This is a genomic window from Pseudomonas sp. MWU12-3103b (assembly GCF_023100615.1).
GTDB classification, from domain to species: Bacteria; Pseudomonadota; Gammaproteobacteria; order Pseudomonadales; family Pseudomonadaceae; genus Aquipseudomonas; species Aquipseudomonas putida_A.
The window spans coordinates 171,938-197,180 of record NZ_JALMEY010000013.1; the positions used below are offsets into that span (position 1 = coordinate 171,938).

At 59.4% G+C, this 25,243-nt stretch carries 31 protein-coding genes; 27 read left to right on the forward strand and 4 right to left on the reverse strand.

The window, feature by feature from the left end:
• Nucleotides 1–8: 8 nt before the first annotated feature.
• Both M0808_RS20360 and M0808_RS20365 read left to right on the forward strand, forming a co-directional pair.
• Entirely contained in the window at nucleotides 9–1,424 is a 1,416-nt protein-coding gene (locus M0808_RS20360; protein WP_247842258.1) for a DUF4055 domain-containing protein, read from the forward strand.
• Entirely contained in the window at nucleotides 1,417–2,463 is a 1,047-nt protein-coding gene (locus M0808_RS20365; RefSeq protein WP_247842259.1) for a phage head morphogenesis protein, read from the forward strand. The genes M0808_RS20360 and M0808_RS20365 overlap by 8 nt, the downstream gene beginning before the upstream one ends.
• A gap of 38 nt (nucleotides 2,464–2,501) precedes the next feature.
• On the opposite strand, the gene M0808_RS20370 is transcribed toward M0808_RS20365, so the two are convergent.
• Nucleotides 2,502–3,095: a hypothetical protein gene (locus tag M0808_RS20370; RefSeq protein ID WP_247842260.1), complete on the reverse strand. Its 594-nt coding sequence runs from the start codon at nucleotides 3,093–3,095 to the stop codon at nucleotides 2,502–2,504.
• 176 nt (nucleotides 3,096–3,271) lie between these two features.
• Here M0808_RS20370 and M0808_RS20375 point away from each other — a divergent pair, with 176 nt between their 5' ends.
• The 24 genes from M0808_RS20375 (at nucleotide 3,272) to M0808_RS20490 (ending at nucleotide 21,820) form a co-directional block, all read left to right on the forward strand.
• On the forward strand, nucleotides 3,272–3,982 hold the full coding sequence (locus M0808_RS20375; protein ID WP_247842261.1) for a hypothetical protein: 711 nt from the start codon (nucleotides 3,272–3,274) through the stop codon (nucleotides 3,980–3,982).
• Between the two features lie 12 nt (nucleotides 3,983–3,994).
• Complete coding sequence (locus M0808_RS20380; RefSeq protein ID WP_047297589.1) at nucleotides 3,995–4,963, forward strand: major capsid protein; 969 nt, start codon at nucleotides 3,995–3,997, stop codon at nucleotides 4,961–4,963.
• Between the two features lie 50 nt (nucleotides 4,964–5,013).
• Nucleotides 5,014–5,598, forward strand: a complete 585-nt coding sequence (locus M0808_RS20385; RefSeq protein ID WP_247842262.1) for a hypothetical protein — start codon at nucleotides 5,014–5,016, stop codon at nucleotides 5,596–5,598.
• A 40-nt stretch (nucleotides 5,599–5,638) separates the two neighbouring features.
• Nucleotides 5,639–6,028, forward strand: coding sequence for a protein singed (locus M0808_RS20390; RefSeq protein WP_247842263.1), 390 nt, complete (start codon nucleotides 5,639–5,641; stop codon nucleotides 6,026–6,028).
• Between the two features lie 3 nt (nucleotides 6,029–6,031).
• Nucleotides 6,032–6,391: a hypothetical protein gene (locus tag M0808_RS20395; protein WP_064361197.1), complete on the forward strand. Its 360-nt coding sequence runs from the start codon at nucleotides 6,032–6,034 to the stop codon at nucleotides 6,389–6,391.
• Complete coding sequence (locus M0808_RS20400; RefSeq protein ID WP_247842264.1) at nucleotides 6,391–6,966, forward strand: HK97 gp10 family phage protein; 576 nt, start codon at nucleotides 6,391–6,393, stop codon at nucleotides 6,964–6,966. The genes M0808_RS20395 and M0808_RS20400 overlap by 1 nt, the downstream gene beginning before the upstream one ends.
• Nucleotides 6,963–7,358, forward strand: coding sequence for a phage tail terminator-like protein (locus M0808_RS20405; RefSeq protein WP_247842265.1), 396 nt, complete (start codon nucleotides 6,963–6,965; stop codon nucleotides 7,356–7,358). The genes M0808_RS20400 and M0808_RS20405 overlap by 4 nt, the downstream gene beginning before the upstream one ends.
• A gap of 8 nt (nucleotides 7,359–7,366) precedes the next feature.
• On the forward strand, nucleotides 7,367–7,879 hold the full coding sequence (locus tag M0808_RS20410) for a DUF1983 domain-containing protein (protein ID WP_247842266.1): 513 nt from the start codon (nucleotides 7,367–7,369) through the stop codon (nucleotides 7,877–7,879).
• Nucleotides 7,880–7,946: 67 nt separating this feature from the next.
• On the forward strand, nucleotides 7,947–9,107 hold the full coding sequence (locus tag M0808_RS20415) for a phage tail tube protein (protein WP_247842267.1): 1,161 nt from the start codon (nucleotides 7,947–7,949) through the stop codon (nucleotides 9,105–9,107).
• 79 nt (nucleotides 9,108–9,186) lie between these two features.
• Entirely contained in the window at nucleotides 9,187–9,672 is a 486-nt protein-coding gene (locus tag M0808_RS20420) for a hypothetical protein (RefSeq protein WP_247842268.1), read from the forward strand.
• A gap of 2 nt (nucleotides 9,673–9,674) precedes the next feature.
• Complete coding sequence (locus M0808_RS20425; protein ID WP_247842297.1) at nucleotides 9,675–9,914, forward strand: hypothetical protein; 240 nt, start codon at nucleotides 9,675–9,677, stop codon at nucleotides 9,912–9,914.
• A 59-nt stretch (nucleotides 9,915–9,973) separates the two neighbouring features.
• Nucleotides 9,974–10,315: a superinfection immunity protein gene (locus tag M0808_RS20430; RefSeq protein ID WP_097090047.1), complete on the forward strand. Its 342-nt coding sequence runs from the start codon at nucleotides 9,974–9,976 to the stop codon at nucleotides 10,313–10,315.
• A 54-nt stretch (nucleotides 10,316–10,369) separates the two neighbouring features.
• Entirely contained in the window at nucleotides 10,370–13,282 is a 2,913-nt protein-coding gene (locus tag M0808_RS20435; protein ID WP_247842269.1) for a phage tail tape measure protein, read from the forward strand.
• On the forward strand, nucleotides 13,279–13,578 hold the full coding sequence (locus tag M0808_RS20440) for a hypothetical protein (RefSeq protein ID WP_247842270.1): 300 nt from the start codon (nucleotides 13,279–13,281) through the stop codon (nucleotides 13,576–13,578). The genes M0808_RS20435 and M0808_RS20440 overlap by 4 nt, the downstream gene beginning before the upstream one ends.
• A 29-nt stretch (nucleotides 13,579–13,607) precedes the next feature.
• A complete protein-coding gene (locus tag M0808_RS20445; RefSeq protein WP_247842271.1) occupies nucleotides 13,608–14,192 on the forward strand; it encodes a hypothetical protein in 585 nt (194 codons plus the stop codon).
• Nucleotides 14,192–14,794: a hypothetical protein gene (locus M0808_RS20450; RefSeq protein WP_097090050.1), complete on the forward strand. Its 603-nt coding sequence runs from the start codon at nucleotides 14,192–14,194 to the stop codon at nucleotides 14,792–14,794. The genes M0808_RS20445 and M0808_RS20450 overlap by 1 nt, the downstream gene beginning before the upstream one ends.
• 2 nt (nucleotides 14,795–14,796) lie before the next feature.
• Complete coding sequence (locus M0808_RS20455) at nucleotides 14,797–15,195, forward strand: hypothetical protein (RefSeq protein WP_247842272.1); 399 nt, start codon at nucleotides 14,797–14,799, stop codon at nucleotides 15,193–15,195.
• The gene (locus M0808_RS20460) at nucleotides 15,192–18,236 is read left to right on the forward strand and encodes a DUF1983 domain-containing protein (RefSeq protein WP_247842273.1); all 3,045 of its coding nucleotides are present in this window, start codon (nucleotides 15,192–15,194) and stop codon (nucleotides 18,234–18,236) included. Before M0808_RS20455 ends, M0808_RS20460 begins: the two co-directional genes overlap by 4 nt.
• A 41-nt stretch (nucleotides 18,237–18,277) precedes the next feature.
• A complete protein-coding gene (locus M0808_RS20465; RefSeq protein ID WP_247842274.1) occupies nucleotides 18,278–18,586 on the forward strand; it encodes a hypothetical protein in 309 nt (102 codons plus the stop codon).
• Nucleotides 18,583–19,245: a hypothetical protein gene (locus tag M0808_RS20470; RefSeq protein WP_247842275.1), complete on the forward strand. Its 663-nt coding sequence runs from the start codon at nucleotides 18,583–18,585 to the stop codon at nucleotides 19,243–19,245. Before M0808_RS20465 ends, M0808_RS20470 begins: the two co-directional genes overlap by 4 nt.
• A 25-nt stretch (nucleotides 19,246–19,270) precedes the next feature.
• Entirely contained in the window at nucleotides 19,271–20,491 is a 1,221-nt protein-coding gene (locus M0808_RS20475) for a hypothetical protein (RefSeq protein WP_247842276.1), read from the forward strand.
• A 3-nt stretch (nucleotides 20,492–20,494) separates the two neighbouring features.
• Nucleotides 20,495–20,833, forward strand: coding sequence for a tail fiber assembly protein (locus M0808_RS20480; RefSeq protein WP_247842277.1), 339 nt, complete (start codon nucleotides 20,495–20,497; stop codon nucleotides 20,831–20,833).
• 58 nt (nucleotides 20,834–20,891) lie between these two features.
• Nucleotides 20,892–21,314, forward strand: coding sequence for a cell wall hydrolase (locus tag M0808_RS20485; RefSeq protein ID WP_247842278.1), 423 nt, complete (start codon nucleotides 20,892–20,894; stop codon nucleotides 21,312–21,314).
• Complete coding sequence (locus M0808_RS20490) at nucleotides 21,314–21,820, forward strand: lysis system i-spanin subunit Rz (protein WP_247842279.1); 507 nt, start codon at nucleotides 21,314–21,316, stop codon at nucleotides 21,818–21,820. Before M0808_RS20485 ends, M0808_RS20490 begins: the two co-directional genes overlap by 1 nt.
• Here the strand turns inward: M0808_RS20490 and M0808_RS20495 are convergent.
• Together M0808_RS20495 and M0808_RS20500 are read right to left on the reverse strand one after the other, a co-directional pair.
• Nucleotides 21,810–22,493, reverse strand: coding sequence for an SOS response-associated peptidase family protein (locus M0808_RS20495; RefSeq protein ID WP_247842280.1), 684 nt, complete (start codon nucleotides 22,491–22,493; stop codon nucleotides 21,810–21,812). The two genes, M0808_RS20490 and M0808_RS20495, sit on opposite strands and share 11 nt — an antisense overlap.
• Nucleotides 22,494–22,516: 23 nt before the next feature.
• Entirely contained in the window at nucleotides 22,517–23,242 is a 726-nt protein-coding gene (locus M0808_RS20500) for a hypothetical protein (protein WP_247842281.1), read from the reverse strand.
• A 328-nt stretch (nucleotides 23,243–23,570) separates the two neighbouring features.
• Between M0808_RS20500 and M0808_RS20505 the strand changes: the two genes are divergently transcribed.
• Complete coding sequence (locus tag M0808_RS20505; protein WP_247842282.1) at nucleotides 23,571–24,635, forward strand: fimbrial protein; 1,065 nt, start codon at nucleotides 23,571–23,573, stop codon at nucleotides 24,633–24,635.
• Nucleotides 24,636–24,689: 54 nt separating this feature from the next.
• Here the strand turns inward: M0808_RS20505 and M0808_RS20510 are convergent, their stop codons facing one another.
• On the reverse strand, nucleotides 24,690–24,899 hold the full coding sequence (locus tag M0808_RS20510; RefSeq protein ID WP_201137575.1) for a hypothetical protein: 210 nt from the start codon (nucleotides 24,897–24,899) through the stop codon (nucleotides 24,690–24,692).
• Nucleotides 24,900–25,243: the final 344 nt, after the last annotated feature.

Consider the following 25,243-nt stretch of genomic DNA (forward strand, 5'->3'; position numbering starts at 1 on the left):
GGCCATCCATGGCGAATTTCAGCACTCCCCGGGCAGAGTACGCACAAGCCCTGCCTGGCTGGCAGTTGGTGAAACGCTGCGTAGCCGGTGCGCGTGAGGTGCGCAAGCACGACGAATACCTGCCGATGCCAGACCCGGAAAACAAATCTCCGGAGAACCTGGCTCGGTATAAGCAGTACAAGAAGCGGGCGATGTTCCTCAATATCACCGATCGCACGCGCACTGGTCTGATGGGGGCAGTGTTTCGCAAGACGGCGGAGCTGTCACTGCCGACTGCGGTGGAGTACCTGAAGGAAAACGCCAGCGGCGACGGCACCAGCCTTGAGCAGTTGTCGAAAGAATCGGTTGGCGAGTGCCTGGATAGCGGGCGAGGCGGCTTTCTGGTCGACTTCCCGACCGTGGCCACTGAAAGCGGTGTCAGCTCGATGGCTGATCTCGCTACCAAGCGCGCCTTGATCCACCATTACGACGCCCTATCGATCATCGACTGGGACGAGCAGGTGATCGATGGCGTGAAGCGTCTGGTGTACGTGAACCTGCGGGAGTGCGTATCCGAGTTCAATGCCGCCGATCTGTCCCGCGAGACGTACACGCAGAACCGGGTCCTGCTGCTGGTCGATGGGCGATACATTCAGCGCGTCTACAAGGAGGGCGAAGAAAGCATTGAGGAGACGCAGCCTACCGACAAGGCCGGCCAGCCCTTCGATCACATCCCGTTCAGCTTCTACGGCGCCCAGAACAACGACGCCAGCATCGACAAGTCTCCGCTGGAAGACCTGGCCGACGTCAACATCCTGCACTACGGCAACAGCGCCACGGTGGAGGAGAGCGGCTTCATCAGCAGCCAGCCGACACTGTTCATCACCACCAGTATTGAAGCCGACGAGTTCGCGAAACTGAACCCGAACGGCATGCACATCGGTTCGCGGCGCGGACATAACCTCGGAAAGTCCGGATCCGCAGTCATGCTGCAGGCAACCGAAACCCAGCTCGCCAGAACCCTGATGAAGGACAAGGAAGAGCAGATGCTGATGATCGGCGCCCGTGTAGTCCAGAAGGGCAGCGGCGCCGAGACGGCAGAGGCTGTTCGAATCCGGTACAGCTCCGACAACAGCGTGCTGGGGACTATTGCCGGCAACGTATCCGAGGCGCTGAAGCGAGCCATCCTCGACGCCGAGCGCTTTATGATGGATGCGCCGGACGAGAAGGGCACGGTGTTCTGGCTAAATCAGTCGTTCTTCGACGAGACGATGACCGCGCAAGACATCGTTGCCCAGGTGCAACTGTGGCAACAAGGCTTCATTGCGAAGTCGGATGTCCGGGTGAATCTGCGTCAGGGCGGTGTGCTTGAAGCTGATCGCACCGACGAGAAGATCGACGAAGAGCTGGCCAGCGCGCCACCGGTAGGCGGGAACGATGAGTAATGAAGGCTTTCTTGAGGACGCCGCCACGCGGCACCAGATTTACGTCCAGCGGTATGCTGGCGGAAACCTGAAGCGTGTGGCGTCGTTCATCAGCAAAGCCATCAAGACCGCTAAGCAGCGCGTTTCGGAGGGCCTGAGCGCTTACGGTACGCGTCGGTACAACTCTCAGATTGAAACGCTTCAGGGCGACTTGCGGGGCATCTACGACGACCTCAAAGGGCGCACGCAGCTGGATCTCAGCGAGTTCGCAACGTATGAGGCGCAGTTCAACGCGACGATGCTGGGCAAAGTGGTCCGGGCGGTGGTTCAGCTCCATGTGCCATCGGCCGAGATGATCTCCGCCGCGGCCTTGGCCGATCCGCTGCAACTCGAAGCACGCAAAGGCATCCAGCGCATCAGCATCAGTGGTGCGCTCGACCAATTCGGAACCAAGAAGGCCGCCGAGATCATCGGCGAAATTCAGATCGGTTCGAGCCTGGGCGAAACCAGCCAGCAGATCAGCCGCCGACTGACCAGCATTCACCAGTTGCAGCAGGATCAGGCCGGCACACTGGTCCGCACCATGACCAACCACATCGCCAGCACGGCGCGAGTGGAGACGCTGAAGGCGAACGACGACATCCTCGCAGGAATGCGCAGGGTGGCGACCCTGGACTCGAAGACCACGCTGTTCTGCATGAGCGTCGACCAGACGATTATCCCGTTGGATGGGCCGAAGCCGCCGTATCACTGGGGCTGCCGCACAACGCTCATCCCGGTGCTGAAGGACGAGTTTGCGCGTGAAATTAAAGGCTCGACGCGGCCCTCAATCGGCCCTGACGGGGTGACGCTTGTGTCGAGCAAGACGAGCTATCAGGTATGGCTGGCTCGTCAGCCGGCGGCCTTCCAGCGCGACATCCTCGGGCCGAACCGGTATGCGCTGTTCAGCAAAGGTGAGCTAACCCTCGACAGGTTCATCGACGATAACGGCAAGACGCTGACCCTCCAGCAACTGCGCGAGCGTGAGCCGATGGCGTTTGAAAAGGCTTTTGCATCGTAGAAGAAGGAGCGCACGACTGTGTCACGCGCTCCTGTGCTTTAGGCATGGCCTCGATTAAACCAAGCGGACGGAATCTTCTGGTCCGGGGCGACGGGATGTTGCTTGCAGTACTCCTTCGCCTTGTCATACACGATCTCCAGGCAATTCACGCTGCGGGAGTAGGGGAGAATTTGTGCTTCCAGGATCGCCTGCTCACGCTGGAAAATCTGGCCCGGTAACAGGCGAGCCTGGTTGAAGCGGACTTCGCGGAAAAGTCCAGTATCGACCAGCTTGTCCGTTACCTCGTTCACCGCTTGCATCGTGTTGCGGTACGACTCGGAGATGAAGCAGGTGCGAATGAGCGCTTCCAAGGAGAAGAGCTCTCGACCTTCGAACTCGTGAAACGGCTTCGCCCGCTTGTTGATCGGAAGGCTCTGGATTCCACAACGCACCCAGTACTCAACGAACCGCGGCAGATCGATGGCAGCGCTTGCTCCTGCATTCGGCAGTGGGATCGAGAGGGGGATTGGGTGGTCGACGTGGCCGGTCGGCTCTGCTCGCGCAGCGCCGAAGACGTCAGCGTACTCAGCGTACGGGATGACGGCAAAAATTGGCTGGCCATCCTCACCGAGAATGAATTGGTGTTTCAACATTTCTGATTACCTCACTATTCGGGTTAAAGGAGCAGCGAAATGTCGCTCCTTGAGTAAAATATATCACTCCCTGAGTGCTCCCTCAAGCTTATCCAGTTTATCTACTAGAGGCCGGCCAACCGCCGGCCTTTTTATTCCTGCAGGCAGGGCCTGCCCAACGTCTCTGGGAGACAGCAATGACCTTGAAATTCCAACTGGACAGCCTCGAAGGCGTCGACGAATCCATCCAGGCCCTGTACGTCGAGAAGGACGGCAAGTTCGTCCTCGGCATTGAAGGACTGCCACAACCGGAAGATGTTTCCGGCCTGAAATCCAAAGTCCAGGAGCTCCTGGACGAGAAGAAGGCCGAGGCCGACAAGCGCAAGGCTGCTGAAGAGCAGGCTCGACTGGATCGAGAAGAAGCGCTGCGCAAGTCCGGCAACGTCGAAGAGCTCGAAAAGTCCTGGTCCGAAAAGTACTCCCGCCGCGAAGCTGAGCTGACCGGCCAACTCGAAAGCACGAATGCCACCCTTCAAGGCCAGATCCGGGATCTGACCGTGGGTCGTACTGCGACCGAGATCGCGACCACTCTGGCCATCCCTGGCAGCGCCAAGGCATTGCTTCCCCACATCGAGCGCCGGCTCAGCGTTGAGCAGCGCGACGGAAAACCAACCGTCGTCGTGCTGGACGCGGCCGGCAAGCTCTCGGCGGCAACGCTGGATGAGCTGAAAGCAGAATTCACCAACGATCCGGCCTTCGGTCCGCTGATCGCTGGTAGCAAGGCATCGGGCGGCGGGGCCGGCGGTGCTGGGAAAGGCGGCGGGGCCGCAAAAGGAAACATCGGCGGCACCAAAGAGGAACGACAGGCCGCAATCGCGAGCCGGTTCCCAGACCTCCCTCAGAAATAAGGAAAATCACTCATGTCCCTGTCGCAAATGCAGGTCTTCAACGAATACGTAATGCCGGCGACCATCGAGACGCTGGATCAGATGCTGGTGGCGTTCAACGCTGCCAGCCGTGGCGCCATCCTGCTGTCGCCTGACGGCTTCACCGGCGACTTCCTTCAGGAGTCGTTCTTCCAGACCTTGGCTGCTGCCCAGCGCCGCGTTGATCGCTACGCCGCCAACGGTGCAGCGCCGATCACCGACCTGACCGAGCTGAAAAACTCCTCGGTGAAGGTGGCCGGTGGCTTCGGTCCGATCCGCTACGAGCCATCGCAGATGACCTGGCTGGAGCGACCAACCGCTCAGGGCATTGAAGTCGCTTCGCGCGCGTTCGCCGAGATCCTGCTGAAGGATCAGTTGAACACGGCGATCGCCGCACTGGTTGCCGCGATCACCGCTCAGGCGGCAGCCGTCAACGACGTCTCTGCAACCGCCGGCATCAGCCAGGCCGCGTTGAACAACGCTCACGCGAAGTTCGGCGATGCGAGCCAGTCGCTGGTCACCCAGATCATGCAGGGCACCACCTACCACAAGCTGGTCGGTCAGGCGCTCACCAACAGCGAGCAGCTGTTCCAAGCGGGCAACGTCCGCGTAGTGGACATCCTCGGCAAGATCTCGGTGGTCACTGACGCGCCGGCGCTCATGCAGACCGGTACGCCGAACAAGGAAATCGTCCTGTCGCTGGTGCAAGGCGCGGCGATGGTGCACGACGGCCGCGACATCATCAGCAACGTCCAGACCACCAACGGCAAGGAGCGCATCGAGACCACGCTACAGACCGATTACACCTTCGGCCTGGGTCTGAAGGGTTACACCTGGGACACCACCGCCGGCGGCAAGTCTCCGACCGACGCCGAACTGGCGACCGGCACCAACTGGGACAAGACTGCCACCAGCATCAAGCACACCGCCGGTGTTGCTCTGATCGGTGACGCCTCCAAGTAACCCCTGACTGTTGAGCCGGGCTTTGTACCCGGCTCCGCGAGGACATGATCATGAGCAACAAAATCTGGTATCTGCCCGGTCCGTTCCACCAGTACCGGGAAAACGTAAAGGCGCTGGCCAAGGAGCGCGGCTTGCGCATCGTCGATGCGAACGTCACCGAAGACCGCGAGGGTGAAGCCTTCGATGTGCCTGAAGTGACACTGCGACAGGCTGCTCCCGCGACGGTTCTGGTGATCGATGGCCAAAGCGGCGGGGAAGGCGCGGCGCTGCAGGAGCTGATCGACAAGTTGAATGCAGAGCGCGACAGCGTCGTGCTGTTGATCGAAGCGACCGAGGGTCTCGCTCCACTGGAACATCCTGGCGCCGGCGAACTGCCGATTCGGCTGTTCGATGCATTGACCTCTATTCACGAAGGCATCGCCTCACTGAAGAGCAAGCGCGATGAGCTGCTGGGTGAAGTTGATTCGCTCCGCGCAGAAGTCGCGCGGCTGACTCCTGGACCGCAGAACAACGGCTCAGCTCTCGATGATCTTACCGTCGTGCAGATCAAGGAACAGCTCGACGCCAAGGGCGTGACCTACAAGGTCAACGACTCGAAGCCTGAGCTGCTCGCTCTGCTGAAGGCCAACCAGTAGCACCCGGGGTTTCGGCCCCACTCATTCAAGCGGAGGCCTGATGGCTACCTACATCACCGTGGCGGACGTGGACGCCGAGCTCGGACCTTCATGGGCACCAGACTACAAGAAGGCCCGCGCCGTGCTGCAGGCGAATGCCTATCTGACCTCGCTCAACCTGGTCGGTGTCGATATGGACGCCATTCCAGAAGGGGTGAAGCAGGCCGGCGCCGAGCTGGCGGTAGTCGCTTCCGAGGGCAAACTTTACCAGCAACAAACGGAAGGATCGCTGGAAGCCAAGACGGTGAAGGCCGGATCGGTGACCACCAGCAAGACGTTCGCCTCGATCGACACCAGCAAGTCCACCGCGCTGCCCGATGGAATCCAGTTCGCGCTAGGGCTGCTCGCGCCATGGCGTGCCAGCGGCTTCAGCTTCAACGTGTACAGGTGACCCATGGGCCTACGTGAAGAGATCCAGGCGGATCTGGCCGAGGCCTTCGACACTGATCTAGCGGACGCCGTGAAGCCATTCAGCGGCGGCGTGACGCTGCCGGGAACGTGGGATCCGGTCAATGAGGTGGCGGGCGACCCTGTTGTGATCGCCTACACCGGCAGGGGCGTGTTCGACGCCTTCAAGATTGCCCAGGTCGACGGCGTGAATATCCGCGCCACCGACCAGTTGTTGATCGCACTGACCAACGAAACGATCGGCGGGGTTCCGGACATCGGACACAAGATCAACGATTTCGACGTGGTCAACGTCCAGACCGATCCGGCCGGCGCCCATTACGAGATCCAGCTGAGGAAAGTCTGATGGCCAACAAAGCGGGCTGGAGCCATAGCCTCACGGAGTTCGCCGACCAGGCAGGCGAGGACATCACTCAGATGGCTCGCGTGATCGCGACCGCCATGCTCACGGAGGTAGTGAACCGTTCGCCGGTCGGTAACCCTGACCTATGGCAGGCCAACGTGGCGCTGCGCACGAAGAACGTAGCGCTGGCTGATGCTTATGACGCGAACGTCGACGCACGCAACGCTGCGCGCACCGGTGGCAAGGCCTTAAAGAAGCTGACCAAGCGGGAGCGCGAAGAGAACTACTTCGTCAAAGCGCAGGCGGCTGGGAAGGGGTACATCGGCGGCACATTCCGAGGCAGTCATTTGGTCTCGATCGGCGCTCCGGACATGACGGTGACCGACAACATCGACCCGTCTGGCCGCGAAACGATCAGCAAGGGCAGCATGCTCATCAAGGCATCGGGCCAGTTTCCCGTCATCTACATCCAAACGAACAGTCCCTACGGCGAGATGCTGGAGCTGGGGCATTCCACGCAGGCGCCCGGCGGGGTTTATGACCTTGCCTTCATCGGCGTATCCGAGGCCTATACATGACCTTCGAGCAAATCAGGGCGCTCATCACCGCGCGCATGGTCGCCTTCACTGGCATTGACCAAGCGCGGATCGATTACCCGAACCAGCCGGAAGTGTTCACGCCGCCGGCGACCGGCCTCTGGTGCCGGCTGAATATCCAGTACGCCTCGGCCTTCATGGCTGGAATGGCTGACCGGCCGCACACCCGCAAGCCCGGGCAGATCAGCATTCAGTGCTTCGCTCGGGAGCGCACTGGCACCAAGGCCATCAATGAACTGGCCGACGCGCTCGAAGCTCACTTCGCCTATTGGCAGTCCGGTGACCTTGAATGCATGGAAGCCAGCCAAGTGGTCGCCGGCGAGTTCGAGGGCTTCTACCAAATTAACGTCAACATCCGGTTTCGAGCCGGCTGAGAGGGAAAATGCAAAGCGCAGATTATGTGCCAGGCGTGTCTGGCTGGAAGTTCACCAAAGGGTTGCTCGAGATCAACGGAGGGCCGATGGGCCCGGTCAGGATCGGTGATCTTGATAAGGAGGAGTCTGGCTCTCCGTCCGCAGCAGAGCCTTCGCCAAAACCATTCATCATCGTTGATGGCGTGACGTACATCCGTCAGGAGTCGATCGACGAAGCCGGCATTCAGAATCCGAAGTTGACCCCGCAGTGGAGCGTGAAAACCGAGCTGCTCAATGGTCAGTATGTGGCTGCTGGCATCGGGCTGGGTATTGCCTCGCAGTTTCTGGTGAGCGCGGATCGCTTCGCAGTCAACGATCGAGATGCTGAGCAAGCCCTCGAAGAGCTCGCAGGCCTCATTTCCCAGACGGAGCTTGTCAGTGCGATGGCTGCGCAGGCTGAGCAAATCAAGCCCATTGCCGAAACCGTTCGCGAAGTCCTCCGCGAGGAGCTCCAGCCTGGCGGGATCCTGCACCGCAAGTAACCAGCCCATTGGGCCAGCCAACCCCGCCTTGAGCGGGTTTTTTTATGCCCGCGAATAGGAGGCTCCAATGAGCTCTGGCGCAAAAGTCGTTTCACACATCATCCCCGAGGTGACGCCGGGCGTTACCCCGACCGGCACCTGGGACACGCTGCGCCTGACCGGCAATGCGCTGACCCCGACCGTCAACACCCAAGTCAGTGACGAGATCACCGACACTCGGCTGAGCCAAGGCTCGGTGGCCACCAGCATCGATATCGGCGGCGATCTGACGGCGGAATTCTCGTTCGGCTCGTTCGATCAGCTGCTGGAGGCCGCGTTCTACGGCAATTGGGCCGGTAACGTGCTGAGCGTCGGTGACACCCGCCACACCTTCAGCATCGCCAAGGGTTACGACGACGTCGGCGTCTACGGCGTTTTCAAGGGTGCGCACGTCTCGACCTTCGCGCTCGACATCCCGTCTGACGGCAAGATCACTGCCACCTTCAATATGGCGTGCCTGGACTACACCGACAGCGAGACCTCGATCGTCGTTTCGCCGAACGCGCCGACCACCACCCCGTTCCTGTCGAACAACAACGTCGGCACGATCCTGGTGAACGGCCAGTCTCTGGAAGGCGTGGCCTGCGTCTCGGCCATGACCGTCAACCTCGACAACAGCCTGCAAACGCAGCGCTGCCTTGGCTCAGACAGTCTCGGCCCGGGTGCACACATTGCGACCGAGGCGGCGATCACCGGCAGCATCACGCTCGCCTGGTCGAAGCGGGCCTGGGAGATCTGGAAGAACACCTTCACCCGCGCCCCGATTGGTGTCGTGTTCCCGATCACCGACAGCCTGGGCAACAAGTACACCTTCAACTTCCCGGCGGTGGAAGTGGACGGCGAACTGCCGAATGGTGGCAAGCGCGATCTGATCGAGGTGACGCTGAATTACACCGTTGCCAAGGTCAGCCCGACCATCACCCGTGTTCCGTTTGTGCCGGTGACCAGCGTATCGGTGGCGCCTACGACCGCCTCCATCGCGGTTGCCGCGACTCGTCAGCTCACTGCGTCGGCATTGCCGGCCGAAGCCGCGCAAAACGTCACTTGGTCCAGTTCGGCGCCGAGCGTCGCTACTGTCAGCTCTTCTGGCCTGGTCACCGGCGTTTCCGCTGGTTCCGCGACGATCACCGCCACCAGCGTGTCGGACGTCACCAAAACCAGCACGACGGCGATCACCGTCACTGCATAAACCTGCTCGACCTTTGGCAGCCCTGGCATTCACGCCGGCCGGGGCTGCCCTTTTATTGGCGCGGCGTTGAGGAATTACCATGGCTCTGCAACTGGGCAAAAAGAAGCCGGCCGTCACCGGCGAGCGCTGGGCGAACTTCGACAAGGACACCAAAGTGCTGCTGGCCGGCATCGACAACCCTGAATACCAGGTTGCGCTGGAGCGCATGCGCCGCCGTATTCAGCGCAACGATGCGCGGTTTGAAGAGGGGCAGGTGGGCGTGGTCGCCGGCGAGAAGACCGAGCACCAGAACCACTCGATGCTGCTGGCGAGCTTCATCGTGAAGGACTGGGATGGCGTACTCGACGCCGAGGGCAACCCGATCAAGTACAGCCCGGCGATCGCCGCCGAGCTGCTGGAAACCAACATCGAGTTCTTCGTCTTCGTCCTACGCGAGGGTGCAGCTGCCGCCAAAGACGCCGCTGAAGAGCGAGCTGAGTCGGTGGGAAAGCAGTCTGCCGCTTCGAGTGGGAGCAAGAGTGGGGCGGGGAAAGCGAAAAGCGCCGTGCGGTCTACGCGCGCCTGAAGCTGGCGGTACCGGATGAGCCGGAAAATGATCCGATCACCGCCTATCTGCTGAACCTCTACCGAAACGTGTGCCGAGGGCGCCGTTACATCGCCGGCATGGCTGGCGCCTTTCCACTGCCACTGTCGGCCCGGGAGATCTCCGACTGGCTTGAATCGCATCCGTCGCCGCTGCCGCGCGATGAGGTTGACGACGTGATGTTTGCTTTGGATGCGGTGTGTTTGGCTGGCGACGAAGAGTGATTTTGTCGAGGTCCTCCGGTTGGTGGTAGATTGCTGCCATTACTTCAGGGAGATTTGGCATGCAAAACGATACCGGGCCGCTTGGGATGCTGGTTCTGTTGTTTGTGGTGTGGATGATCTATTTCATGCCAACGCTTAACGCTTATCACCGCAAGCACCCGAACTTCAACTCGATCCTTTTGCTGAATCTCTTCCTCGGCTGGACGCTTATAGGTTGGGTGGTCTCGATCGTATGGTCGGCATCTTCCATTGCACCGATTGAGCCGATTAGGGTTCGCCCGGAAGCTGAGCCAGCCGAGGATAAGTATCAGAAGATCGAGCGCCTCGGCAGCCTAAAAGAGAAGGGGCTGCTTACCGAAACTGAGTACGAGGCTGAAAAGGCCAAAATCTTGCAGAGCTGAATGCCTGCACAAATAACCCGCTTCGGCGGGTTTTTTTATGCCCGGAGAAAAGGTATGGCTCAAACGTCACGCTTGGTTTTGGAGATTGATAGCCGAGATGCAGAGCAGAAAGCATCGGATACCCGGAAGGCTTTGGAGGCTCTCGAAAACGCCGGGCTTCGCGTCAAGCCAGCTATGGACAAGGCCGGAACCGGGATGGAAGGTGCCGGGAAAAGTGCCGATAAGGCTACAAAGTCCTTTGCTTCTGAGCGAGATGAAATCGAATCTCTGCTCGGCAGGATCGATCCGCTAACCAAAAAACTTGGCGAGCTTGACCGCCAAGAGCAGGAACTGGCACGCCATCGCGCGGCTGGAAACCTTGATCTGGATACCTACTCGGACTACCAATCGAAAATCAGCGCCACTCGGACCGAGCTAACCCGCTTCAACGACTCCATGACTCGCACGGGCAACACAGCGAAACAGACGGCCGCCGCGATGAGAATGCTGCCAGCGCAGTTTTCCGACATCTTCATTTCGCTTCAGGGCGGGCAGGCGCCGCTGACGGTGTTCCTGCAGCAGGGATCCCAGATCAAAGACTCCTTTGGCGGGATCGGTGCAGCCTCGAAAGCATTGGGCGGCTACCTGATGAGCCTTGTGAACCCATTCACCGTAGCGGCGGCAGCAGCGGGCAGCCTGGCCCTTGTCTACTACGACGCCGAGAAAGAGGTCAGCGCCTTCAATAAAGCCCTGTTTTCTGGATCTGCGAACTCCGGTCAAACCTCTGCGAGCCTTGCCAAGATATCAAAAGATACCGCAATCATTACCGGAAACCTCTCCCAGGCCAAAGACGCGGTTGTAGCTCTTGCAGCCAGCAGTGGCCTGAGCCAGGTGCAGTTCAAGAATTTGGCCGAGGCGTCCGCTTCGATATCTGAATTCACTGGAAAAGGCGCCGGCGAAGTCGCCAAGTCTCTTGGAGATATGGGCGACAACGCCACCAAGGCGGCTGAAAAGATCAGCGCACAGTATGGGTTGCTCACGTCTGCCCAGTACGAGGTGATCGTCGGGCTCGACAACCAAGGCAAAAAACAGGAGGCGCTTGATTCGCTCAGCGAGTCGCTTAATCAAAATGCTCAGGAGCGGCTGAAAAAATATCGCGAGTCTCTTTCGGAAGTCGAGCGGGACTGGAACGATATCGGTACCGCAATTAGTAATGCTTACTCCAACGTAAAGAGCTCACTGTTTCCCGACCTGAATCAGGAAATTGCGAATCTGGAGAAGGTGCTGGAAGGCCGCAAATCTGGCGGTTTTCTTTCGAACTTCTTCAGTGATGAGCTCGGTCCGGATAGCCAGTCGACAAAATTCATTGAGGCTCAGCTCAAGTCGCTGAAGCAGCAAAGAGACGTCGCAGCGTCAAAAGCCGAAATCGATGCCACAGCAAATCGCCAGAATCAGGACCGCATCGCTGCCGAGAGCAAGTGGAACGCACTCTCGAAAAAGGAGCTGGGCGATCAGGCCAAGCTGGCGAAGGACATCGCCGACGCGAGAAGGCTTGGGGTAGAGGCTGGCAGATCTCAGGCTGAGATCGACAAGGTCGTGGCTGATATTCAGGCCAAGTTCGACAAGAGCCAGCCGAAGACAAAGGCCTACACAGAAAATGCCGGCATCAAGGCGCTCGATCAGGCCAAACAGCAATACGCCGTCCTTCAGCAGCAGACCTCACTCATCGGCGTGCAAAAGGGCGAGGTCGATAAGCTCGGAGCTGCCGGCCAGGCGCTTGTGAAGTGGGAGCAGGAACTCGCGGACATCAAGGGTAAGCAGACCCTGACGGCTGATCAAAAGTCGTTGTTGGCAAACCAGGAGCTGATCACCGCTCAACTGAAGAAGAACGCAGCGCTCGAAAAGGAAAACGCGCTGCGCAAGATCGCTTCCGACGAGACTCAAAAGCTCGCCGCATTCCAGACCAATCTCGCAAGCCAATTGGCGAAGGCCCAGACCGGGCTGGACAACAACCTGGCCGGCATGGGAATGGGAGATCAGCAGCGGCAGCGCCTGCAGGAACAGCTCAATATCCAGCAGCAGTACCAGTCTCAACTGGATGCACTGGAGCAGCAGCACAACGAGGGGCGAATCAGCGACAGCCTGTACAGCCAGGAAACTGAAGCCCTGCGTTCGGCGCTGCAAACTCGCCTCGCGATGCAGCAGCAGTATTACTCGGACGTCGACAAAGCCCAGTCGGACTGGTCGCTCGGCGCCTCGTCGGCGTTTCAAACCTACTCCGAGCAGGCCCGCGACGTTGCCGGCCAAACCCGCAACCTGTTCACCAATGCCTTCAGCAACATGGAAGACGGCATTATCCAGTTCGTGAAGACCGGGAAGCTGTCGTTCAAGGATCTGGCGGACGGCATCATCGCCGACCTGATCCGCATCCAGGTGCGTCAGGCGGCGGTTGGCATCTTCGGTACGCTGTTCAGCGGGCTGGCTGGTGCTGGTGCATCTGCTGCTGGCAACGGTTTTGCTGCCGGCTCTGCTGCGGCGACATCGTCGAGCCTGGGAGCATCGGCGGCCGGTTACAGCTCGAAGTACGGCTTCTCCGACGGTGGTTACACCGGCGACGGCGGCAAGTTCGAGCCGAAGGGCGTGGTGCACGGCGGTGAGTTCGTGGTGCGCAAAGACGTAGTCAGCCAGCCTGGCGCCCGGGAATTCCTCGAGCGCATGAACTCGAACACCAAGGGCTATGCTGACGGTGGCTACGTTGGTGGTGGGGCATCTACTTCAAGAGCAGCTACGTCTTCTGCATCGATGAGCCTTCCACCGATTGAGCAGAACTTCTATTTCCAAGGCAGCCCTGATTCAAACACCACCGAGCAGCTGAAGCAGGCTGCAGATGATGGCGCGAACCGCGGCATGAGGGGCGGCTACGAGATGATGCTGCGCGACCTCAAGCAAAACGGACCAGCAATGCAACTGATAAGGAGAAATCGATGAAGGTTTCCGATTTAGATACGGGGAAGCTAATCGAAGTAATCAACCGTGCAATCTTTCCAGTGGTTTTTGAGGGGGTAGACGCCCAAACACCTCCAAACGAGTTGCGTGATCGTGCAAACCTAAACTCCGAGATCATGGGGCGGATCATGGGGGTTCTCCTCTGCAATGATGAGGTTGGCGAGGAGGTCTTTGATCTGATTGATCGAAGCGTGGCGCACATGAAGACAGGACACGCTGAATCGTTTGGCGAATTGCTGGGTCCGGGCGGCTCATTGAGCAAAATTCACAAGCTCTAAACACCGCCGATTTTTCCAAGGAGTACCGCATGGCTCTCACGTGGCCGGCTTCGCTGCGCCCGTCAGAAATGACGTGGGGCATCGTCAACAACAGCAGGGCGTTCACGTCGACACTTTCGAACGCCCAGCAAATCATCGGCTACCCGGGCGCCTACTGGCAGTGCACGCTGACCTTCGGGCTATTGACGAGGGTTCAGGAACGCGAGCTGTCGGCGTTCCTTGGGAGACTCGACGGCATGATGGTCACCTTCAACCTCCCAGCTTTCACCAGGCGCAGGACGAACAGCGTCGGCGCACTGACTGTGGTCACCGGTAACGCTCAGGCGCGGTCGATGCTCATCGGCGGCGCAACGGCGAACGCCCCGGCTTTCAGCGCCGGCGACTACATCACCATCGCCGGCGAGATGTTCGAAGTCACAGATCCTGCATCAGCAAATGCGCAGGGCAGGGTGACCGTGCTGCTCAACAAGCGGATCCGCAAAACGCTCACGGCCGGTACTGCTGTCGAGTACCTCAACCCCTACTCGGAAATGCGGATGACCTCTGACACCTGGTCCATGTCCGTGCGCCCCGTGGTGTCGAACGGCAGCTATCAATTCAGGGAGGCTTTCTGATGCCCTCAGCATTCCCGTTCAGCCAGAACGTGGTGAACATCATTGCCACTGGCCGGTTCATGCCGGTCTACGCCGTGCAGCTCGACTTCGTTGACGGCATGGTTTTCGCGCATACCGGCACCGGCGACCTGGTGGTTGACGGCATCACCTATCAGGGAGTGGGCAACTTCGGCCAGGTCAGCCAGTCGCAGGAAAGCGACAACTCCGGTTCGCCGATGTCGGTCGAGCTGACGCTCAGCGGCTTGGATGCCTACATCCTCTCCGAGACGAACGTGCGCGGCTGCCGCGGCCGGATGGCCAAGGTCCTGTTCGTGGTGTTCGACGAGGCCGGCAACTACGCGGCGGACATCCTGTTTTCCGGCCGGATGGATGCAGCCAAGTTCTCGTTCGCCGGCAATGGCCAGGACGGCAACAGCATCACCGTGCCCGTGGTCGACCGGATGGCTGAGTGGAGCCGCACCGGTACCGAACGCTTCACCGACGAAAACCACCGCGCGCGCCATGACGGCGACCGGTTCTTCTACGCCATCGCCCAGATGTCCGAGTGGCCCATTTACTGGGGCTCGAAGAAGGACGCACCGACATTCACCTATGGAAGTTAGCCATGCGCTACCGAGACTGGACAACCCGTCTGAACGACGTGATCAAGGCCGCCCAAGAGCGGCCTTTTTCATGGGGAGAATTTGACTGCTGCCTGTTTGCCGCTGACTGCACGGCGGCGATTTGCGGCGTCGATCCGGCCGAGAACTACCGCGGCAAATACACCTCGGAAACCGGCGCCAAGCGGCAGCTGAAAAAGCAGCACGGCAGCCTTGAAGCTGCATGGGACGCCCATTTTGCGAGGGTCCCGCTGACGTTCATCCAGCGCGGCGACGTGGTGATGTACGACGCGCCCGGCGGCCGGAGCATGGCTGTTTTCTGGGCTGGCGATTATTGGGCAACAACCGACGACGGCGCAGCCCGTGTCGTATGCGAGCCACTGGCCGCGTGGAGGGTTGAATGAGCGGCGGCGTCAGAAAACTTGCCTCGGTCGTGGTTGGTGCGGTTGTTGGTTTTGCCCAAGGCGGCCCGTGGGGTGCGGTCGCCGGCGCTGCGCTGGCCTTCTACGCATCGGAGCAGCAGGAAAAGCTCAACACCAAGTCGCCATTGCGCGACAACGAGCCGTCGGCGCAGACCGTGCGATCGTCGAAGGCTCCGGTTCGCTTCATCCTCGGCCGAGTGTCCACCGGCGGCGTGCTGGTCTGGGCGCAAGAGCAGGCCGGTGCGCAGGGTGAGGGTGAATGGCTGCATCTGGTTTACGTGCTTTGCGAGGGCCCGATCGCCGCGCTTGAAAACATCTACCTGGGCGAGGAAGAGATCGGCAGCTACGGCGCGCAGGCGACGTATGAGCTGGTGGTCAATCCGACTCAGGTGAACGCTTTCCTGAAGGCCAACTGCCCAGACTGGAAGGACAGCCAGATCGGCAGGGGCCTGTCGTTCGTTCGGGTATCGCTGCAGTACAGCGCAGAGAAATTCCCGTCAGGCATCCCGGATACCCGTTTCGTGGTGCGCGGCCGCAACGACGTTTACGACCCACGCACCGGTACCGCCGTCTACAGCGCCAATACCGCGTTGCATCTGCTCTGGTTCCTGCGCGCGCGTTGCGGCGTACCGGACGACGAGATCGTGTTCGAAACCTTCGCCAGTGCTGCCAACGTGTGCGACGAGGCCCTGACGAATGCCGATGGCTCAACCAGCCAGCGCTATCGCAGCGGCTGCGTGATCGGCGCGGACGAGCAGCGCACGGGTGTGCTGCAGAAGCTTGAAGCGGCCTGTGGTGGTCATCTGATCCGTGTTGGTGGTCGCTGGATGCTCCAGGCGGGCGCGTATTACGGCCCGTATGACTTCGAGATCACCGAGGATATGGTGATCGGCACTGTCTCCGGCAGTACCGAGCCGACCAACGACTCGGCGATCAACACCGTCCGGGGCACGTTCATTGATCCGTCGCAGTCCTGGACGGAAACCGACTACCCCGAGGTCAGTGTCGCTGAATGGATTGTTGAGGACGGCGGCGAGGCGGCAGAAACGCTGACTTATTCCTACGTCACCGATCCTTACCAAGCCCAGCGCCTGGCGAACATGGAGTTGCGCCGGCGCCGCGCGGGCGGGGCGATCAGTATTCCGATGAACTTCGCAGGCTACAACTGCCGGCCGGGGCGCGTGGTTCGGGTAAACCTGCAGTCGCTGAACATCCTGGGTGAGTTCATCGTTTCGGACTGGTCCATGGGCGACAGCGAGGGCTGCACCGTCCAGGTCAAACAGTACGAGGCAGCAATCTTCGATGATGCGGTGGGCCAGCCGTACAATCCGATCGGCTTCATCAATCTGCCGGCCGGCGGACTCGGAACACCAACCGCTTTGACGTGGACGCAGGACACGACCGCTGAGGTAACTCAGGGTGTTCTTTCGTGGCTGCCACCTACTGGCATTGTGAAGGAATACATCGTCATCGTCCGCCAGGGCGCGACAGCTATCCAGTCGCACAACGTACCTGCCACCTCGACGGAGATCGCCATAAATGGTCTTCCGTCTGGCAATTACACGATGAGCGTAGCCGCAGTCGGCCCGATGGCGCGGTCTGGTGAGGCCACGATCACCGTCAGCATCAACGGCCCGCCCATTCCGGAAAGCTGCGTGGTTCAGTCCTCGATCGACAACATCGTGCTGATCCCAAGCAACTCGCAAAACGGCCTGAATGGAGGGACTTACGAGTACTTCTTCAGCACCTCGCCGACGGCAACGGCTGCTGATGCTGAGTATCTGGGGCAGGGACTTACTTTCACTCATACCGGGCTTGGGTTCTGGACGAACTACTACTATTTCATCCGCTCATCCAATGCCTATGGGAAAAGTTCCTTCCTTTATGTTCCGGCTCAGACCTCAAACGATGTGTCGGCATACCTTGCGGCGCTGGCTGGGAAGATTGGTCGCACAGAGTTGGGACAGGAGATTGTCGACGAAATCGACAAAATCCCAGGCTTGCAGGAACAGATCGATGCGCTCGACGGATTGAAGGGATACAACCCTGACGATACCTACGAAGAGTACGACCTGGTCGTGCAGGGCAAGCGCATCTATCAGGCCACCGGCCCGGTGCCGAAGGAGACGCCCCCGCCGAACGCTGCCTACTGGCTCGACGTGGGGCAGACCGTGCAGACTGCCAACGGGCTTGCCCAGCAGGTGGCCACCAATACCACCAAGATCACCGAGCTTGACGGTGTGGTCACGGCAGAGGCGACAGCGCTTCAGGCGCTTCGCGCGGCTTCGCGAGATGACAATGGCGAGGGCGAACTGGCGGACGCTCTGAAAGGCTGGTCCAGCACTGCTGCGATTGCCACAGAAGAGAAGGTCAGAGCCTCCGAAAACGAAGCCTCCGCTCGACGCCAGACTGAACTGACCGCGGTGGTGGCCGAAAACTCGGCAAACGTCACGCTGCTTGAAGAAGTAGTGGTCACGAACCAGCAGGCAACTGCTCAGCAATTGAGCCAGCTCAGTACCACCGTCGGAGATCAGCAAACCGCCATCCAGCAGAACACGTCGATCGTAAATGACGTGAACGGCAGGGTATCGGCGAGCTGGTCTGTGAAGATGCAGTACAACTCTGGAACTGGGCAGTACATAGCGGCCGGGATTGGCCTTGGCATTGAAAATGGCCCGGCAGGGCTGCAGAGCCAGTTCCTGGTGAGTGCCGACCGGTTCGCCATCGTCAACACCATCGCCGGCGGGGCGATATCAGTGCCGTTTGCGGTGCAGGGCGGTCAGGTATTCATGAACTCGGCCTTCATTCAAGACGGCAGCATCACAATGCTGAAGATCGGCCAATACCTTCAATCCGACAACTATATCCCTGGAACACTTGGCTGGAGGCTGGATAAAGCCGGCAACCTAGAGTTCAACGGTCCAGCGCCGGGTGGAGGTCGTTTAACGATGACCAACCGAGCCATCAAGGTTTTCGACCAAAACGGGGTTAAGCGCGTGCAACTTGGAGATCTCGACGCATGACTTATGGAGCGAGAGTCTGGGACGAGAATGGCAATCTAGGGATGGACACTAACAGCTTCACCTACCAGGTGTTGTGGCAGGGCGTGATTGATTTCAGCGGTACCACGCCCAGCTACACGCTGAACATTCCGGGTTTCAACCCTGCCAACTGCGTTTTCATGATCATCCCGACGAGGGCGCAGGATGTGCAGTCATCGGAAGCTGATGGCTTGGGAAACAGCAAGTCTTACCCGTATGTGACCACCTCGGCTGGCCAAGTGATTGTGAGGAACAAGAACCCATCGGCGAGCGCTTCGACGACCGCAACGCGAATTGTCGCCAAAGGCTACGCAATTAGGTACGGGGTATGACTTACGGCTTTCAGAGCATCAACGACAACGCATTCGTCCAGATCGATTCAGAAGCTCCACGATTGTGCGTTTTGACGAAGGGAAGTTACTCCGGAACCACCAACGCATCCGGCGTTTTTGCCAGGGCTGTCACAAGCCAAGACCCACCGATTGTTTTCATCCGACCAAATCAGACTGGCGCCATTCAGGTGCCGATATCGGTCTGGTTCACAGGCGGGCCAGGTAATTGGACTGGTTTCACCATGAAGGCATCAAACGTGGACTCGACGCTTAGCGGGCAGTATTTCGTCGCCGCGTGGGCTTCCATGGGGACCGCTGCCTACGGGATGAGGCTATGGGACGGCGCCGGAACGCTGATTTATGACAGCGGCGCACCGGCCGTGGTTGTGACGTTCGCCGCCGGCAACTGGACGTATGTCGGGAGTGAGGTGCTTGTGGTGGGGCGCCGGTACATCTGGACAATCAATAAGGCGTTGGGAGTCGGCGAATACATTTCCTTGAACCCATTCGCGATGAACTGCCACAACGACGCAACCGGTGGGGGCTGCGCCTTGGGCGTCGACTATGCGGGCGGTCGAATCATGATGTACAGCCTGGCTACGACCGCCTGGACCGATCAGGGCCACCGGCCATTTCTCTGCGCCAAATTGCTGACCTGAGCCCAACTTCTTCTGGAGAACCTCGATGCCCTGGTACAAAACCGGGACGGTTTCTGTCGTCCAAAATTCCAATGCGGTGATCGGCGCCGGTACCGCCTTTATTGCCAACAGCCGAGTCGGTGACGCGTTCCGCGGTCCTGACGGCGGTTGGTACGAAGTCACCAACATTGCCAGCGACACGGCGATGTCGATCGCGCCGCCTTACCTTGGGGCGACTGCGCCTGCCGGCAGCTACGCGCTGGCGCCAATGCAGGGCTACGTCAAAGACTCCGCTGATGCATTACGGGAGCTGGTCAATCAATGGGGGGCAAAGCTCGCTGCACTCGGCACCACTGGCAACTACGAGATCTTGCCGCCGAACAAGGGTGGTACCGGGATCAATGACTTGTCAGTATTTATGCAGGGGCTTCTCAACGACTCCAGTGATGTGGCTGCGCGAGCTACGTTATCAGCTGCTAAATCAGGGGCGAATGCTGATATCACATCCTTGTCTGGACTGACTACACCGCTAAGTGCGAGCCAAGGTGGCACCGGCAAAACCACGCCCGTCCTTGAGGTTGGGAGGGGATATATCGACGGCTTCACTTTGGTTTACAGCGGGCGTAAGAGCATCACCGTAAAAGCCGGATCAGCCTACGTGCCTGGGCCGGCAAAGGTGTTGACGCTCCCCGCCGACAAGGCCATGACCATTGTCCCTGTGCAGAGTGGTTTCACCCACTTCTACCTCTTCGATAACAGCGGCACGGCCGACGTTGAGACCTCAAATGTAGCACCGGCGGCTTACTACAACACTGCCCATCAGAAGACAGGTGACCCGTCCCGCCGCTATCTTGGTAGCGTCCTGGCTTCGAGTGCGGGCGATATCTGGTCGTTTCGGCATGATATTCGTGGTTCGACGATTACCTACACCGAGGGTGCCCCGACTCAAGCGCCGTTTACTTTATTTTCCGGCGTAACAGCGCCTTCGCCTGTCTCGGCGAGTACGCCTACGGTGGTGCCATCCACCGCCACAACCCTAATTGGCGTTGTATCGCTTTCGCCGGGTGCCTACTTCAATACTTGCATTGCTGAGCAGGCCAGTGCGCCCGCTGCGGCGAACTGGATCATCGCGGTCGGCCCGGCCCTTAATTGTCCGATTCCAATCCCACTGTCCAGGGCGCCGGCAACAAATGGGAATTTCCTTTTCGTGGTCTACCCATCGGGGACTGCGTCTCTCTATGTCACGGGCTACATCTTCGAAAGGTGAACCATGTATTTGATAACTGAAAAGAGCTGGCTTGCGGTTTCTGATCCTTACCCGATCCCGCTGTCACCCGAGGAATCACTCGTTGAGGCGCTGCCGGATTGGCTACTGGAGAAGGCAAGACTTGATCAAGTTGAAAGGCAGGCGCGGGAGGCTTTGAGCTCACTTCAAGTCGCAGCGAACCAAATCATTCTGCCGCTGCAGGATGATGCGGACCTGCAAGAAATTACAGCTGGAAATCTTGAGAGGCTAAAGGCCTGGAAGCGTTACCGAAGCGCGCTGGGAAAGGTTCCTGAGCAAGCAGGATGGCCGCAGAACCCAGAATGGCCGAGTGCGCCTGAGTAAATTGAGTAGCACGTCAAACCCGCCACCGAGCGGGTATTTTTTTGCCTGGAGAAAAGTGATGACTGCAACCGAAAAAGACCGCGACATACTCGCCCGCACCTTGTGGGGTGAGGCGCGCGGGGAGAGCACCGCCGGCCAAGTGGCTGTGGCCTGGACGATCCGCAACCGAGTGTTCGACGGCAAGCCCAATTCGTGGTGGGGCGAGGGCTACGCCGGCGTGTGCCAGAAACCGTACCAGTTCAGCTGCTGGAACAAGACCGACCCGAACTATCAGTTCCTGATCGGCGTGAAGGAAATCCCGTTCCGCGAGCTGGCGCAATGCCGAATCGCTGCTGACCAGGTGATCGACGGCAAGGTACAGGATCCTACCGGCGGCGCCACGCATTATTACGCCACCAGCATCAAGGCGCCGGCGTGGTCGGCGAAGGCGAAGCAGACGCTCAGGTTGGGCGGACACGTCTTCTTCAAGGACGTGCCGTGATGGTCGTGCCGTGGAAAACCGTGGGCGCGGTGGTGCTGGTGCTGATCGGCGCCGGCAGCGCCTGGCAGTTTCAGGACTGGCGCTACGGCCAGCAGTTAGCTGAGCAAGCGCGGCTGCACGCCGACACCCTCAACCAACTCACCCAGGCGGCCGCCACCGCGCAGCAGGCCGAGCAGGACAAGCGTCTTGCGCTCGAGCAGCGGCTGGCGGCGAGTGAGCAAACCCACTTCAGGAAAATGACCGATGCCCAACGTGACCAAGATCGCCTGCGCGATCGCCTTGCCACTTCTGATCTGCGGCTGTCAGTCCTCCTCGACGCAACCGACGCTGCCAAAGGCTGTGGGGTGCCTGCCCCCGCCGGCGCCGGCGGCGTGGATCATGCAGCCGTACGCGCCCAACTTGACCCAGCGCATGCTCAACGAATTGTCGCCATCACTGACGAGGGTGACCGGGGACTGATCGCGCTGCAGGCATGCCAGGCGTATATTCGAGAGCTCACTCGCTGACTGGGCGGATCAGGTCGGAGCCCTGATTTCGGACATTCCCCACCGCGCGGTCGACTTTGAACCATTCGAACACTTCGGTCGGCTCCCCCTGATGAAGAACCATCTGCTCCGCACGCTCTTTCTGCGTTGCCGGGTCCAGCCATTCACGGGCGAGCTCTGGTGACAGTACGACCGGACGCCGGTCGTGGATGTCCACCATGCCGCCGGCGCTGTCGGCGGTGATGATCACGAACCCGTCGTGCTCGCCCGGCCCGTCCTCGTCGTTCGGGTATTGGCCGATGGCGGCACATAGGATCGGGGACTGATCCCGATGTCGGATCAGGTAGGCCTGCTTCTTCGGCCCGCCTTCATCAACCCACTCGAACCAGTTGTTGATGGCGATGATTGCTCGGTGCGGCCAGATCGCGCGGAAGAACGGGCCGTGGGCGACTTTCTCGACCCTGGCGTTGATCGGTGCGGCGCGGTCTTTGGCCCAGTGCGGTCGCCATCCCCACCGAACCATGTCCGCGTGCAAGAATTGGCCTTCTTGGTGAAAAAGGGCGAGCTGGGCGGTCGGCGCGGCGTTGTACCGATCGAAACGCTGATCCCCGGTCGAATTGACCAGGGCGTTCGGCATGCTCAGCGCTGCCACGAAGTCGTGAATGCCACTGTACTGGGATAGTCGTCCGCACATTGCCCGATCCTCGCATGGTTTCTTCAGCGTAGACCCGCGGGCGCGGGCTTCGTCACAAAACCTTTTCCGGAGCAGGTTGGGCAGTCTTCCCGGGCGCCAAACTGATCGAGGCAGGCAGGGCACATGCAGAAGGCCGCCGACTCAATGTGAGGTCGCACCTTTTCAAAAGTGCGTAGGTCTCGCTCTTCTTTGGCGATTTGAGCCGCATCAACCAGAGCGCGGTAAACGTCCGGATCATCCATTGGCTTGTAATCAACCCCTCGAACAACCCGCTCGGTTTCAACGAGCTGGTACCGGCGCCCATTCAGTTCCAGAAACAGGCCCGAGATTGTCCCGATCTTTCGGGAAAGCCCCAAGGTCAGCCGCACTCCGTCCGCGCCAGAGTAAACCTTGCCGTCGTAGGGAAACGAGGCGCCGCGTGGTTCGTCGCTTTCGAAGTTGAAGATGGAACGGCTGATATTGCCAAGCAGCCTGCCGGTGTCGACCTGCACGACATCGTAGGTCGACGCTCCGCGGTACTGGCCCGGCGAGTTTTGCAGCTCTTCTACAGAATGCCAGTAGGCGGCGTCTGCCATCTCGTTCATATCGAATTGCTCAAGCTGATCGATCAGTCCCTCTGTATGTAGCGCACCAGCCATTTGATGAAGCGTTTCCCGATGTGCCTCCGGGTTTTGCATGCGAAAGTCTTGGTCGTCGAGAGTCGCGCGCCATTGCTGGAGCCGGAGAGATTTGGCTTGGTCGAAATTCATGGAAGAAGATTCGCTGTACAGGTGCTGTATGTATGTACAGTAATTGAGGCGGGGCAGGTGGGCGAGGTCAGCTCGACGAACTGCATGTCAGTCGTCGATTCGAACTAAATACTGAGCGGTAAGACGGGGGGATTGCATGTTCCCGGTCTTCCGAGGCCACTCCATGCGCACTAGGAAATTTCCTACAAGATGACGGGAAGCAAGCTACAGGCCTAACAAGGTTTTCCACCGAAAATCTCACCCCCGTACTGGCGTTCGCACCAGTAATTACTGAACTCGCAGTCTGATGGTCATGGTTCGATCAGGCGCATTCACGAGGGCCTGAGAAATGGAAATTGGATCACGATTACTGAGCTATGTGTGCTTGTCAGCCCTGATGCTGGCTTCGGCGCCTGCGCTAGCCGTTTGCACCTGGGTTTCGGGTAACAACGCCCCCAAGCAATTGACACTTGCCGCCGGTACAGTGTTTGCGCCGCGGGACGTTCCGATTGGTACGACACTGAATACCACATCGACGATGCTTCAACTTAACTTTGGCGATACGCTGAGCTGCTATGGATCTGCCACATACAACACGACCCTTATCGGCCCCCTCGCTCTAAATGTGCCCGTCGATGTGTTGAGTGTTCCAAGCAATGCGCTGCTACAAACCAACGTGCCCGGAATTGGTTTGGCAATTTATATGACAGGCTTTGCATCAGCTTGGCAGCCACCGGTGGGCAACCCGTCCCGTTTCATTCCCTTCAACATGAGTCGCACAGCACCGTCAACGGCGACCATGTCCCAGGCCATGATGCGTTACGCGCTGATCAAGACCGGTGAGATCGCCCCGGGCACGCACAGTATTAACCAGCTGGTGGCCACTGGATCATCTGACATGGGGCATATGTTCGATTTAAGCTTCACTGCCACTGTGACATTAGCCGGTTGCTCGATGCCCGCAGCCCCAGGCAACCAGATTGATGTGCCTATGGGGAATTGGGAAAAACGAGTGTTTAACGGCAAAAACTCCACCACAGATGCGCAGCCTTTCGCTATCACCCTCAATTCCTGCATCGCGGGTAGCAACTACCCGAAAAATGGGGCTAACGCTTATTTTTCGGGCAACTTCGCCAACATTCAGATTGACGGCAACAGGACCTCAACGATTATTGACGCGGACAACGGCATACTGAGTCTAACGAGTGATTCCACCGCCAAAGGCGTGGCAATTCAGATATTGCAAGACGGTGGCACTCCGATGAATCTCGGGAGACCGGTGCAGCTCAATCGTGTTCTCAACGGAACCACTACGGTTCCTCTTAAAGCGCGTTATATCCAGACGGGAGATGGCCCCACTCCAGTGCCGGGGAGTGCTAACGGTGCTGCCAGTTTTTCTGTGACATACCGCTGATACCACCTCGGTCGCTGACACTTTCACAATGACAGGGGGTGCTTTCGATAGCGGTCACTCGGGCGCCATCAAAACCGCCAGTGTCATCTTGATGAACTCCTCGTTTTTGTCGATCGTCCAGAGTGCTCCGCGCACGTTCTCGGCGACATCTGCCGATCCGCGCTGCTCGACCCAGTTGGACAGCTCCATGATGGCGGCTTCGAGGGCGAGCTGGTTTTCGTTGATCTTGAAGAGCAGGGAGGGGAGCAGGTCAGAGTTTTGCATTTGGCGTCCTCAGTGGAAGACCCCAGATTAGCAGGGATGGTATTTTAGTTCGGCAGAACGCCGGAGGCTTGGGCCAATTTTTGGGCCAATGGTGCGAAATGATGGGGGTTGGTGCGGGCGCAACCCCCTGTAAATGCTGGCTTTAACCCTCAGAAAGCCCCGATCAATACTGCATCGTGATGTTAGCTGTAGAAATCAAAGGTTTTTCCTGCGAAGCGTTCTGAGTAGCGAGGGTGCGGCTGGAGCGCTTGGCCCGAGTCGAAGTGCGCTGAAGCGGGACAGTCCCGTCATCAACCAAGGGGGGCGCGTAAAGTTTGGCGGCGATTGTACTGGTCTGGCTCTTT

What these genes read in the sequence shown, in the direction of transcription:
- M0808_RS20480 (WP_247842277.1), top strand. Translation starts at nt 20,495, where the DNA reads ATGTATTTGATAACTGAAAAGAGCTGGCTTGCGGTTTCTGATCCTTAC.
- M0808_RS20490 (WP_247842279.1), top strand. Translation starts at nt 21,314, where the DNA reads ATGGTCGTGCCGTGGAAAACCGTGGGCGCGGTGGTGCTGGTGCTGATC.
- M0808_RS20430 (WP_097090047.1), top strand. Translation starts at nt 9,974, where the DNA reads ATGCAAAACGATACCGGGCCGCTTGGGATGCTGGTTCTGTTGTTTGTG.
- M0808_RS20505 (WP_247842282.1), top strand. Translation starts at nt 23,571, where the DNA reads ATGGAAATTGGATCACGATTACTGAGCTATGTGTGCTTGTCAGCCCTG.
- M0808_RS20470 (WP_247842275.1), top strand. Translation starts at nt 18,583, where the DNA reads ATGACTTACGGCTTTCAGAGCATCAACGACAACGCATTCGTCCAGATC.
- M0808_RS20435 (WP_247842269.1), top strand. Translation starts at nt 10,370, where the DNA reads ATGGCTCAAACGTCACGCTTGGTTTTGGAGATTGATAGCCGAGATGCA.
- M0808_RS20420 (WP_247842268.1), top strand. Translation starts at nt 9,187, where the DNA reads ATGGCTCTGCAACTGGGCAAAAAGAAGCCGGCCGTCACCGGCGAGCGC.
- M0808_RS20360 (WP_247842258.1), top strand. Translation starts at nt 9, where the DNA reads ATGGCGAATTTCAGCACTCCCCGGGCAGAGTACGCACAAGCCCTGCCT.
- M0808_RS20495 (WP_247842280.1), bottom strand. Translation starts at nt 22,493, where the DNA reads ATGTGCGGACGACTATCCCAGTACAGTGGCATTCACGACTTCGTGGCA.
- M0808_RS20395 (WP_064361197.1), top strand. Translation starts at nt 6,032, where the DNA reads ATGGGCCTACGTGAAGAGATCCAGGCGGATCTGGCCGAGGCCTTCGAC.
- M0808_RS20400 (WP_247842264.1), top strand. Translation starts at nt 6,391, where the DNA reads ATGGCCAACAAAGCGGGCTGGAGCCATAGCCTCACGGAGTTCGCCGAC.
- M0808_RS20510 (WP_201137575.1), bottom strand. Translation starts at nt 24,899, where the DNA reads ATGCAAAACTCTGACCTGCTCCCCTCCCTGCTCTTCAAGATCAACGAA.
- M0808_RS20385 (WP_247842262.1), top strand. Translation starts at nt 5,014, where the DNA reads ATGAGCAACAAAATCTGGTATCTGCCCGGTCCGTTCCACCAGTACCGG.
- M0808_RS20440 (WP_247842270.1), top strand. Translation starts at nt 13,279, where the DNA reads ATGAAGGTTTCCGATTTAGATACGGGGAAGCTAATCGAAGTAATCAAC.
- M0808_RS20455 (WP_247842272.1), top strand. Translation starts at nt 14,797, where the DNA reads ATGCGCTACCGAGACTGGACAACCCGTCTGAACGACGTGATCAAGGCC.
- M0808_RS20370 (WP_247842260.1), bottom strand. Translation starts at nt 3,095, where the DNA reads ATGTTGAAACACCAATTCATTCTCGGTGAGGATGGCCAGCCAATTTTT.
- M0808_RS20380 (WP_047297589.1), top strand. Translation starts at nt 3,995, where the DNA reads ATGTCCCTGTCGCAAATGCAGGTCTTCAACGAATACGTAATGCCGGCG.
- M0808_RS20465 (WP_247842274.1), top strand. Translation starts at nt 18,278, where the DNA reads ATGGACACTAACAGCTTCACCTACCAGGTGTTGTGGCAGGGCGTGATT.
- M0808_RS20375 (WP_247842261.1), top strand. Translation starts at nt 3,272, where the DNA reads ATGACCTTGAAATTCCAACTGGACAGCCTCGAAGGCGTCGACGAATCC.
- M0808_RS20485 (WP_247842278.1), top strand. Translation starts at nt 20,892, where the DNA reads ATGACTGCAACCGAAAAAGACCGCGACATACTCGCCCGCACCTTGTGG.
- M0808_RS20460 (WP_247842273.1), top strand. Translation starts at nt 15,192, where the DNA reads ATGAGCGGCGGCGTCAGAAAACTTGCCTCGGTCGTGGTTGGTGCGGTT.
- M0808_RS20445 (WP_247842271.1), top strand. Translation starts at nt 13,608, where the DNA reads ATGGCTCTCACGTGGCCGGCTTCGCTGCGCCCGTCAGAAATGACGTGG.
- M0808_RS20475 (WP_247842276.1), top strand. Translation starts at nt 19,271, where the DNA reads ATGCCCTGGTACAAAACCGGGACGGTTTCTGTCGTCCAAAATTCCAAT.
- M0808_RS20410 (WP_247842266.1), top strand. Translation starts at nt 7,367, where the DNA reads ATGCAAAGCGCAGATTATGTGCCAGGCGTGTCTGGCTGGAAGTTCACC.
- M0808_RS20415 (WP_247842267.1), top strand. Translation starts at nt 7,947, where the DNA reads ATGAGCTCTGGCGCAAAAGTCGTTTCACACATCATCCCCGAGGTGACG.
- M0808_RS20500 (WP_247842281.1), bottom strand. Translation starts at nt 23,242, where the DNA reads ATGAATTTCGACCAAGCCAAATCTCTCCGGCTCCAGCAATGGCGCGCG.
- M0808_RS20405 (WP_247842265.1), top strand. Translation starts at nt 6,963, where the DNA reads ATGACCTTCGAGCAAATCAGGGCGCTCATCACCGCGCGCATGGTCGCC.
- M0808_RS20390 (WP_247842263.1), top strand. Translation starts at nt 5,639, where the DNA reads ATGGCTACCTACATCACCGTGGCGGACGTGGACGCCGAGCTCGGACCT.
- M0808_RS20450 (WP_097090050.1), top strand. Translation starts at nt 14,192, where the DNA reads ATGCCCTCAGCATTCCCGTTCAGCCAGAACGTGGTGAACATCATTGCC.
- M0808_RS20365 (WP_247842259.1), top strand. Translation starts at nt 1,417, where the DNA reads ATGAGTAATGAAGGCTTTCTTGAGGACGCCGCCACGCGGCACCAGATT.